The sequence below is a fragment of the Scopulibacillus darangshiensis genome (assembly GCF_004341035.1).
GTDB lineage: Bacteria > Bacillota > Bacilli > Bacillales > Sporolactobacillaceae > Scopulibacillus > Scopulibacillus darangshiensis.
Genome location: NZ_SLXK01000049.1, coordinates 21,252 through 31,245, shown reverse-complemented (window position 1 = coordinate 31,245; position 9,994 = coordinate 21,252). Strand labels below are relative to the sequence as shown.

Annotated in this window: 9 protein-coding genes; 2 read left to right on the top strand and 7 right to left on the bottom strand. The window is 40.8% G+C overall.

Annotated elements, in window-relative coordinates:
* Positions 1-583: 583 nt before the first annotated feature.
* The 3 genes from EV207_RS20210 to EV207_RS20200 form a co-directional block, all read right to left on the bottom strand.
* Positions 584-1,201, bottom strand: coding sequence for an NUDIX hydrolase (locus EV207_RS20210; RefSeq protein ID WP_132747970.1), 618 nt, complete (start codon positions 1,199-1,201; stop codon positions 584-586).
* A gap of 116 nt (positions 1,202-1,317) precedes the next feature.
* A complete protein-coding gene (locus tag EV207_RS20205) occupies positions 1,318-1,614 on the bottom strand; it encodes a nuclear transport factor 2 family protein (protein WP_341539814.1) in 297 nt (98 codons plus the stop codon).
* 840 nt (positions 1,615-2,454) lie between these two features.
* A complete protein-coding gene (locus EV207_RS20200) occupies positions 2,455-3,408 on the bottom strand; it encodes a nucleoside hydrolase (protein ID WP_132747969.1) in 954 nt (317 codons plus the stop codon).
* Positions 3,409-3,501: 93 nt separating this feature from the next.
* On the opposite strand from EV207_RS20200, the gene EV207_RS20195 reads away from it, so the two are divergent.
* Positions 3,502-4,134, top strand: a complete 633-nt coding sequence (locus EV207_RS20195; protein WP_132747968.1) for a Crp/Fnr family transcriptional regulator — start codon at positions 3,502-3,504, stop codon at positions 4,132-4,134.
* Positions 4,135-4,237: 103 nt separating this feature from the next.
* A complete protein-coding gene (locus EV207_RS20190) occupies positions 4,238-5,116 on the top strand; it encodes a LysR family transcriptional regulator (protein WP_132747967.1) in 879 nt (292 codons plus the stop codon).
* 92 nt (positions 5,117-5,208) lie between these two features.
* Here the strand turns inward: EV207_RS20190 and EV207_RS20185 are convergent, their stop codons facing one another.
* The 4 genes from EV207_RS20185 to EV207_RS20170 are packed head-to-tail and all read right to left on the bottom strand — an operon-like array spanning position 5,209 to position 9,752.
* On the bottom strand, positions 5,209-6,768 hold the full coding sequence (locus EV207_RS20185; protein ID WP_132747966.1) for a hydantoinase/oxoprolinase N-terminal domain-containing protein: 1,560 nt from the start codon (positions 6,766-6,768) through the stop codon (positions 5,209-5,211).
* Positions 6,765-7,859, bottom strand: coding sequence for a DUF917 domain-containing protein (locus tag EV207_RS20180; protein WP_132747965.1), 1,095 nt, complete (start codon positions 7,857-7,859; stop codon positions 6,765-6,767). The genes EV207_RS20185 and EV207_RS20180 overlap by 4 nt, the downstream gene beginning before the upstream one ends.
* Positions 7,856-9,163, bottom strand: coding sequence for a purine-cytosine permease family protein (locus tag EV207_RS20175; protein ID WP_132747964.1), 1,308 nt, complete (start codon positions 9,161-9,163; stop codon positions 7,856-7,858). The genes EV207_RS20180 and EV207_RS20175 overlap by 4 nt, the downstream gene beginning before the upstream one ends.
* A complete protein-coding gene (locus EV207_RS20170) occupies positions 9,141-9,752 on the bottom strand; it encodes a TetR/AcrR family transcriptional regulator (protein WP_132747963.1) in 612 nt (203 codons plus the stop codon). The genes EV207_RS20175 and EV207_RS20170 overlap by 23 nt, the downstream gene beginning before the upstream one ends.
* Between the last annotated feature and the right edge of the window lie 242 nt (positions 9,753-9,994).

Genomic DNA, 9,994 nt, shown 5'->3' with positions numbered 1-9,994 from the left:
TACGTATCTCACCCACGGAGACCCCTCCTTGTTATTGACATTATACTCTTTCCTCCTTTCCGTTAAAGGGGTGTCCACTTATTATTCTAACTCCACACAGTCCGATAAAAATAGTAATTATATAGATTAATGCTCAATTCTTCGGAACGTACGACATAAAAAAACCTCGGAGACGCATACACCTTATTTGGACGCATATTTCAAAATAAGGACGCATAATTGCCAGCCGAAGACGCGAATATCTCGTCTAGAACGACGCATAAAACCCTCCAAAGGTATTTACCAAACGAGGCTGTTACGGATATTGACTGAAATTCCCATTATTTGCCAAATATTTTCTAACCTCAAGCTCGTTTTATTGATTAGAGTTTTCACTGAAGTAATAATCATTGAGAAATCCCCAAAAAATTCACGATTTTCATTTTGGACCTTCAACATTGCTTCAGCGTCATCTAGAGTAAGTGGTTTTATAAAACATTTTCGCTCATGATCATGACACTTTCTGCTATTTGGTCACTTTTTACCCATGAATGTTCCTCCCAAGTGCCGCAGCACCCCTTTATATAAGCTCCCGTTAGTGAACTCAATCGAAAATTGCTTCATGACATTGTTTTTTTCTAGTTTCAAAACAAAGTTCAATCTGTTCTCTAGTATTCCTATTTAATGACAATGGAGGTAATGATTCAGGCTCAAAAAATCCAGATTCAGAAGTTTCAATATTATTTTTAAAACTCCCTTTTATTAACTCACACTCTACGAATATTTTGTACACGCCATATGGCAAAGGTTTCGCAGCGTGTTTTTTATAATCAAAAATGGAAATTATTCTTTTGGGCAGGACAACCAAACCCGCTTCCTCTTTAGCTTCTTTAATAATCGCTTCAGATAAAGAAGTGTCAATATCGGCCCATCCCCCAGGTAATGCCCAACGCCCATCATTCTTTTCCTTTACCAATAAAATCTTATTATCTTTATATATAGCTCCGCGCACGTCTATTTTTGGTGTTTGGTAGCCTGTTTCATTAGCAAACAAATTTCTTATTTTTGCGTGTTCAATGTCAGTGTAGTTTTGAAGAATCTGAATACTAATATCTCGTATTTGTTCGAACCTTTCAAGCTCGTACTTATTCTTTGAATAAGTAATCCCTGCCTGAGCGATCGACTGTAACTTTTTTGCATATTCTAACCACTTTAATTCCACGGGTAGTCCCCTCTCTTAATTGTTAATGTGCTCTATCTGAACAAATCATCACGTTTCCTTATTTCAGTAAAAAAGCGCTTCTCCTTCATGAAGACTAGCCACCCGATAGCTTAATTTTAGTCAGATTTCGTAATTGTTCCTTGATGGAAAAACATTTGCCACCTGCCATCTATCAATTTCCATATCGAGCTGCGCAGAGTATTATGGTTTTTAGTTTTATCTTTTACACGATATGTAGCAAGAACCACACTTTCTGATAAAGAATGTATTTCAAAATCATAAAGGGACAAATCCCTAAAACCAACTCCGTCTTCCCCCACACAATCTTCTCTAAGCCAAACGTTTCCCGAACTTCCAAATTCAAAAAAACCTTCTGCTAAAAGTTCTTCAAGCGCGCTTGGAGCTAAACGAATTTCAGGTTCAATAAACTTTCTTCTAAGTTACATAAATGCTTTTTTAAAGATAAATGACTATCCACAATATTAAACCACCCTTACATATATTAACAGTTTTATAACATAAATACTTGTTGATCACTATCCTCCTGTTAGCTCAACAAGAAAAAATGCGACCGCGATTGTCCCGTTATTGAGATATGAACAATACTAATATTATTGTAATAATTATGGATTGAGCCAGAGTAATTAACAAATCATTTTTCCAATAAGTTTTACCGAATAGACTCCACTTTCCGCCAATAGAAGCGAAAATCCTGGCTATTAAAAAACTGCAAATCCATATACTAAAAAAGGTTAATATAAAACCCATTTCACATCCCTCCTATCTTTTATGAAATTTAAGGTGATAAATCAATTTTTATATCACCCAATAGGAGGCCCGTCTCTCCATATAAAACCTCCGAATCTATATTTCTTCCCACAGGTAATAAATATCAATCCAGTAAGAACTTTTACTAGGTCCTCAATCCGTATCGGTAACGGAATCAGTTCTTTTGAAAAGGCTTGATCCATCTAAATATACTGAAGTATCGGTGTTAATTCTACTTCCAAAAGGGATATAAGGCTGTTTGTCACCATTAGAGTTCAATAAGAGAAAGTTTCCTTAATTAGCTAATTCCAATGGCGAACTCACTAGAACTCACCATTGGATTTAGCTGTAATTAGAGACCACCTTATTTTTTAAAAATGTTATTTGGAGTTACCGTTCCCTCATTCAATTTAGCTCTGCATGACCTTATTTCCTTAGCTCCCCATAATAATGAAACCATAACCAAGCCGAAACACCCCGTAATGTTAACTTACCAATAATTCCAATAGCCGTTTCTTGAATAACTTATGGTCAATGGTCTTACAGACAGTTGCATTAGGAGTATGACCTGCAAAGCCATCAGAAATGGCAAGTTTACTACCGTCATTTACTATCACTTGACCATATGCAGCTTCTTCTATGGTACACACATAACAGTAACATAACTTGTCTTTAAGAACGATGTCATCCCATAATAAAACACCCATTGCCACAGCATCTGGCAAGTCAACAATATGTTCATTACTTCTCTGTAAATTATATTCAAGCAAGGAACGGTTACAATTAACGGAAAACACAGCTTCTTCCTTACCACTTGATAGTAATACATCCATATCGTCCTTATTTAAAGCAGCTTCTCCTAAACATACATCAAATCCAATGATGGTAGTAGGTATGCCTGAGTTGAGCATAATACTATATGCCTCTGCATCAACATACACATTAAATTCAGCGACAGGTGTAGTGTTTCCAGGGCCAAAGCCGGAAGTACCCATAGTGTATATATGTTTTACCTTCTTCATTGTTTCAGGTGCTTTTAAAATAGCAAGGGCAATATTTGTAACAGGGCCGATGGTTATAATTTCGATTTCTCCAGGGTTATTTTCAATAATGTCAAGGATAGCATCTACGGAATGCTTGGCTTCTGGAAAAAGAGTAGGATTTATTAAATTACAATCCCCCATTCCGTCTTCACCATGAACATTTACAGCTGTAACTAAATCACGCGTAAGTGGTTTGGCTGCTCCAACATAAAGAGGTGGCTTTTGACCATTAGCGACTTCGATCGTCATTAGTGCATTCTTTGTTGCTAATTCAACTGGGACATTGCCACAAACAGTTGTTATCGCTTCTACTTTAAGATTAGTTGATTTTAGTGCCATAATTAACGCGACAGCATCATCACTTCCAGTATCTGTGTCAATAATTAATTTCCTCATAACAAGACCTCCAATTCTTATTTGGCCTTATTATATAATTCAATTTATAATGAAAATAGGTCATATGACCAAAAGCAAACAGAAGGTGAAAATATGGATTTTAAAGATATTGTGAATGATGCCCCAACGCATATTAAGAAAGAATTTATTTATAGAAGACACAAGAAAGGCAGCCTTATTATTCACCCGCATGAACAAAATAATTATCTTTATATTCTAACTACAGGTATGGCAGAAGTGTATAGACAAAGTTATGAGGGAACGATGCTTTCCCTATATATTTATGATTCATATAGTTGTTTTGGGGAGATAGAAATTTTTAATGAAAACATTAAAACACTCGGTGTTATTGCAAAACAAAATTGTGAAACGATAGCTATCCATAAAACAAAGGTTTATGAATGGATGAAAATCGATTTTAATTTTAATTTTTACATAATTAAACAACTTGCCTCAAAATTAATTTTAAGTTCAGATACTGCTGCAAAGTTATCGCTGCTAACAGTTAAAGATCGCATCTTATTAAGTATACATAATCATTATAAAATTGGTGATTTAGATAACCTTACAAAGGAAATTTTATCAAGCGAGGTCAGTGCACCAATCAGAAGTTTAAATCGTTCAATTGCTCTGTGCATAAATGAGGGCGTTATAAGTTATAAAGATAAAAAATTCTCTATAAATTCAATTGAAGAAATAGAAAAATACCTTGAAAATTTTTATTAAGATAAAATTATGGATTATATCATGGTCGAAAAATCAGTTTGAAACCTATGAAGATTATCATCAATAATATTGATATATATATAAGGGATTGGAGAAGTTAACCATGAACCTGGAAGATTTACGTGTTTTTCGATTGGTCGCGAAAGAGGGCAATATCACGAAGGCGGCTCGGAGTTTAAACTTTGTTCAATCCAATGTGACCGCAAAGATTAAGCGATTAGAACAAAACTATGAAACCAAGCTATTTTATCGTCATAAACATGGCGTGACACTAACCTCTACAGGTAAAGGTCTTTTATCATATGCTGGACAAGTTCTCGATCTGATGGATGAAGCTGAAAAAACGTTGAAAAATACAAGCGTGCCGAACGGAACATTGTCCATAGGCTCAATGGAAACAACGGCAGCTTCCCGATTACCGCGGATCTTATCGGCTTATCATGATCGTTATCCGCAGGTGGAATTATCTCTGCAAACCGGTACAACGAACAGCCTTATGAAGGCGGTTTTGGAACGTGACATAGAAGGTGCTTTCATTGCCGGTGACATTAATCATCCGGAACTGGAAGATATCATGGTTTTCGAGGAGGAGCTGGTTCTAGTCGCAAAGGAACAAATCCTTTCGAGCATAGACGTTGATCAATTGAAAAACAAAACGATAATTGTGTTTAAATCTGGGTGCTTTTACAGAGATATCTTCGAGAAATGGCTGAAATCCGAAGGCGTTCAGCTGGCAAAGACCATGGAACTGAATACGTTAGATGGCGCCATAGGTTGTGTAAAAGCCGGATTGGGCATCTCACTTTTAACAAAATCGGTGGCTGATCAACTTGAACACAGTGAAAATGTCAACCAGTTTACACTTCCGGGCGAATACAAAACCATTTCAACACGTTTTATCAATCATAAAGATATTGTCAAAACATCCGCATTTCGTGAATTTATGTCAGTTCTAATTAGGCCGCATGAAGTGGGCAGCTAGAGCTCGGCATGCGAAAATAGTGGGTATGAAAAAGTGACTCCAGTTATGGAATCACCTTTTCACCAATCTTAAATTGCTTCCCTATGCTTCCCCTACCCCAACGCCAAATCCCCTGCTGCTTTCACTTTGACTCTCGTTGCGTTGCCTGGCAGGTACGCCAAGGGGATGCTTTCCATGTCGACGATCTCGACTTTATTGCTGTCAGCGCCTGCCTCGATTGTTTCGGTGAGGGCAAGTTGTTTTGCTTTATCTAGTATCTCTTGCCGGTTGTCTTTACTGATCGAATAGATCTTTTCTATTTCACCGCTGATCTGGGAGATCGCCGAACCGATGGCATTGGCGACACCGCCATTTTCGGGGCGAAGCACGTAAGATGCGCCCTGAATTTGTTCAGGCAATAGGACACTGCCGCCGCCGACTAAAATCACCGGTGCATCGGTTGCACTTGTTTTGATTTTATCTATGGCTTCTTCAACCATTTCCACCATACGTCCGTAAATGGCTGCAAATAGGTTTTTATCGACATGTGATACTTTTTCCGGGTTGCCAAGTTTCACAACACCGAGTCCCACCGCAACGTCGGTAGCTGTGAGGGTTGTCCCGCCAAATACCAGCGCTTCTTCCTGTAATCGATGTCCGACACTGTCAGGACCGATTTTAAAGCTATCCCCATCTATCCGAATAATCGTTCCGCCGCCGAGACCAATCGCGTTAATATCAGGCATTCGGAAATTGGTCCGCACGCCGCCTAGCTCGACGGCGATGGATGATTGGCGCGGAAAGCCTTTGACCAGCACCCCAATATCCGTCGTTGTTCCGCCGACATCGACAATGATGGCATCCTTATTATCGGTTAAAAATGAAGCGCCGCGCAGACTGTTCGTCGGGCCGCAAGCCACTGTTAAAATAGGATATTTCAATGTATACGCTTTGGACATCAGTGTCCCATCGTTCTGGCAGAAAAAGACTTTTGCAGCGATGCCGTTATTCATCAATGCTTTTTCGAATCCATCTGCGGTTGTCTTTGCCACGTCAATGATCGCCGCATTTAAAATGGTCGCGTTTTCCCTTTCCAATAGGCCGATACTGCCCACTTCACTTGATAAGGAAACCGCAATGTCATCACCCATTACGTCGCGGAAAATCTCTTCCGCCCGGCTTTCATGGTCCTTATTGACCGGAGAGAAGATAGAAGTAATCGCAATGGAGTCAACTTTCCCCTTCAGGTCTTCGGCAATGTCCTTAAGCTCCGTTTCATTTAATGCAGAGATCACATCGCCATTAAACTCGTGCCCGCCCTCTACAATATAGGTATGATTATCAAGGATTGACCGCAGATCTTCCGGAACGCCGGTAAGCGGCATGATCGCCATGCCTGCGGGCGCCCCGATCCGAATCACAGCGACCTTGTTCAATTTCTTTCTCTCGACAATCGCATTCGTGCATTGAGTTGTTCCGAGCATCGCAAACGCGATGTCTTCCTTATCAATATGAGAAGCCTTCATTAACTGATGGACGGCATGATAGATTCCCGTTTCCACGTCCGTGGTTGTCGGGGTCTTCAAAGAGTGGATTACGTTCATCTCCCTGTCTAGTAATACACCATCCGTATTCGTGCCGCCAACATCTATGCCTATTCGATATGTCATCATTTATTCCCGCCTTTCGCTTGTAACGTTTCGACCGGTGTAAAATCATAATCATAGCCAAAATATCTCGGTCCCGCGATATCTATTCCCTTTTGCGTCCGCCATTTCTCATCTGCAGGAATGCCGATAACCGTCCCTCTTGCACCATATCTTAATCCTTCCGTTGTGATCGGCAGGCCTGTTTCTGTATCAAGCACTGTGATTAAATCAGGTGTCATGCACAAGACATCTGTATCTGTTTTGGCAAGCAGATTCTCATTCTGAAATGCCAAATAGCAATGTTCTCCCTTATTCTTGTCAAGTCCTTCGATTATTGCTGTGCCTCTGACAAAACCGCCGTCGGTTTGGCGCTCAATATCCGTTATTTTTCCGGTAAATAATTTGAACCCGCCGAGCATTTGCAAAACATCATCAACTGGATTTCGCTTGCCTGCTTTTGCCTCTTTAATGGTGCGGCCGATTTTTTCTTCCAGGGTCAACGTGTTATAAATCGAGGCGTCTTTAACCTGTCTGCCTGTCATCGGATAAATGGCGTTCATGACAGAGCCGCCCATGACCATGGTTGCCGATCTGGCTATTTTTTCGGCCCATTCGCCATTGACAGTATTGATCACCATGCTGTTGCCTTTTTCATCCGATAAGACCATCGGCGTTGTGCTGACCCCATTCAAATAAAAGGTTACCATTTGCAGTTCAGGAAAAGCCCTGCCCATGCCATCGCCGTCCACTACAGGCAAACCCATTCTTGCAGCCAGAGCCAATGGTAATAGGGAATTAACACCGCCAGCCTCAATCGGCATGGTTGCCTTAATTTCTTTGTTAAGCACTTGCTCAAGCGCTTTAAAGGATACGAGCGCTTCCTCACCGCTTGGTATTTTTTCAACCATGACTGTCGGCGCGCCCATCATGGCGGAAGGGACAACGACATCGTCATCAGCTAGTTCCGTAATGTCCAGCAGACGAATCGGACCGTATTTTTCAATCGCTTGAATGGCCATCATCTTTCCAATATAGGGATCTCCCCCGCCGCCAGTGCCAAGCAACGCCGCGCCTATCGCGATATTTTCCACTTCTTCTTTTCCTATTAATCTCATGCCGCTTCCTCCTTGGTAATTCTTTTTCTATCTATGAATCCAATTATGAGTTGGATTATAAACGCTGCGATGAATGCATCAAATCCTGATGCGCCTGTAATAGTAAATAATCCGAAACCAGTCGGACTTGGCGTTGTCATAAAAGCCAACGCTGACGCCACTGCCCAATTGATCACACTGCAGAGCCTCAGGTTTGGTATCCTGCGAATGTTCCGAAAATTATATTCACGGTGTCTAAAGATGAAATCTGCCGTATAGACGCCCCCAATAGGCGGTATGAGAATGCTCAGTACATTCAAAAATGGAATAAAATTATCATAAATGCCGGATATCGCGAACGTTGTACCGACAATCCCCGCAAGGATGGTCAAGACGTACTTCGGCACCTTTTTAAAAATCACGGAAAATCCTAATGCGGAAGAATATAAATTTGTATTATTGGTCGTCCATTGTGCGAGTATTAGAACCAACATCCCGCCTGTTCCCCATCCGATGCTGATCATGATCGCCACAACATCCGTTTCGCTCGTCGCTTTTGCGAGGATGGCAGAAATGAACAACACAATACTGTAACCAACGAAATATCCTAGAAATGAAGCAATCGTAGCATCCTTTACCGATTTGGCGTAGCGCGCAATATCCGGACCGATGATGGCGCCGACGGCCAGGGAACCGATAACCAATGAAATGGCCATGCCCATTGTCAGTGGATCCGAAGTCAAGGCGATGCCGTTGAGTTGATCATAAGAAAATGAGCGGCTTGTGATATATACCGATCCGATCAACAGGATGGCGAGAAGGGGCACCGCAACGATGCTTAACTTTTCTATCGCACTGTAGCCAATGCAAGCTGTCAATGTCATTAAGATTCCGCCTAGTATCATCAGCACACTTGGTGTTATATTCAGTCCAAACACATCCATGATTACCTTGTGCAAACTTGAACCGAACAGATCCAGTTGGACTCCGAACCAACCGAATAACGAAATGGCGATAATGACTGAAACCGCCATGGAGCCGTATCGTCCCAAAGCAAATGATGATACTAATGCTGTCGAAAGCCCTGTTTTGGCTCCAACAACACAACAAACCGCACTTAAAATGGATAGAAGAAACGTGCCAATTAACGATGCGATGATCGCTTGGTTTAAACTCATGCCGCTGCCAAGCGCTCCGCCCAGTGCTGTCGCTGATAAAGCGACAATCCCGGCAATCCATACCATCGTCAGCCGAAACCAGCCTTTCCGCTTATCATCAGGTACTGGCTTTAGTTCATAATCTTCAATGACCTTGTTGTTTTTCATTTTGCCCACTCCCCAATATTTGTGTGACGTATTGTGCCATCAGATGACTCGCCTGTGTCAGATTTCTTTGAATACCTGCTTTGTCGTGGATAACGACACCCCAGAATAACCCGTTCCCGATAAAAATAAAATAATCTATCATTTCGCTAATCGTCGCTTCTTCCAAATCAGGATGATGCCGGCGAATGCTGGATGTCAGCTGCTCTACAAGCCAGTTGTTGTAGGTGTGCAGATAGTCGCTTATTTGTTTTTTTATATTTGAAATCGGTGAATTCACCATAATGACATAAGCCTTAGTTTCATCCTCATTTTCCGTATGGTGCAGCACAATCTTGCCAAATAATTCTGAAAATAATACATTGACATTCTCTCGTTCTTTTTCGTAGAACGTTTCTTTCATACTTGCAAAATGATGATTTAAAATAGCCTGGACCGCTTCCCGGATCAGCTCTTCTTTATTTTCGAAAAAATAATAAATAGAAGCTGGTTTGATCCCCGCGTCCTTTGCGATATTACTCATCGTTGCGCCTTGATACCCGTATTTTGAAAAGTTATTGATTGCGGCTCGAATCAGCTTGTCTTTTGTCATATCTCATCACCTAACTAATATTTGTTAGGTAACTCTATCACTAAATTTTCGCACAGTCAATATTTTCTGAATAGGTAAATGTTTCTACCGATAAATAATCCTGAGAAAACGGGAGATTTGGAATTTTGATTATATGGGGTAATACCGAGATTTTGACAAGCCATAAGCTGAGGCAGTTTTTAGAAGTGGAAAGGCGAATTTTCCTGCGCTAAGGAAGGAAGAATCGGCTCATATCATTGATT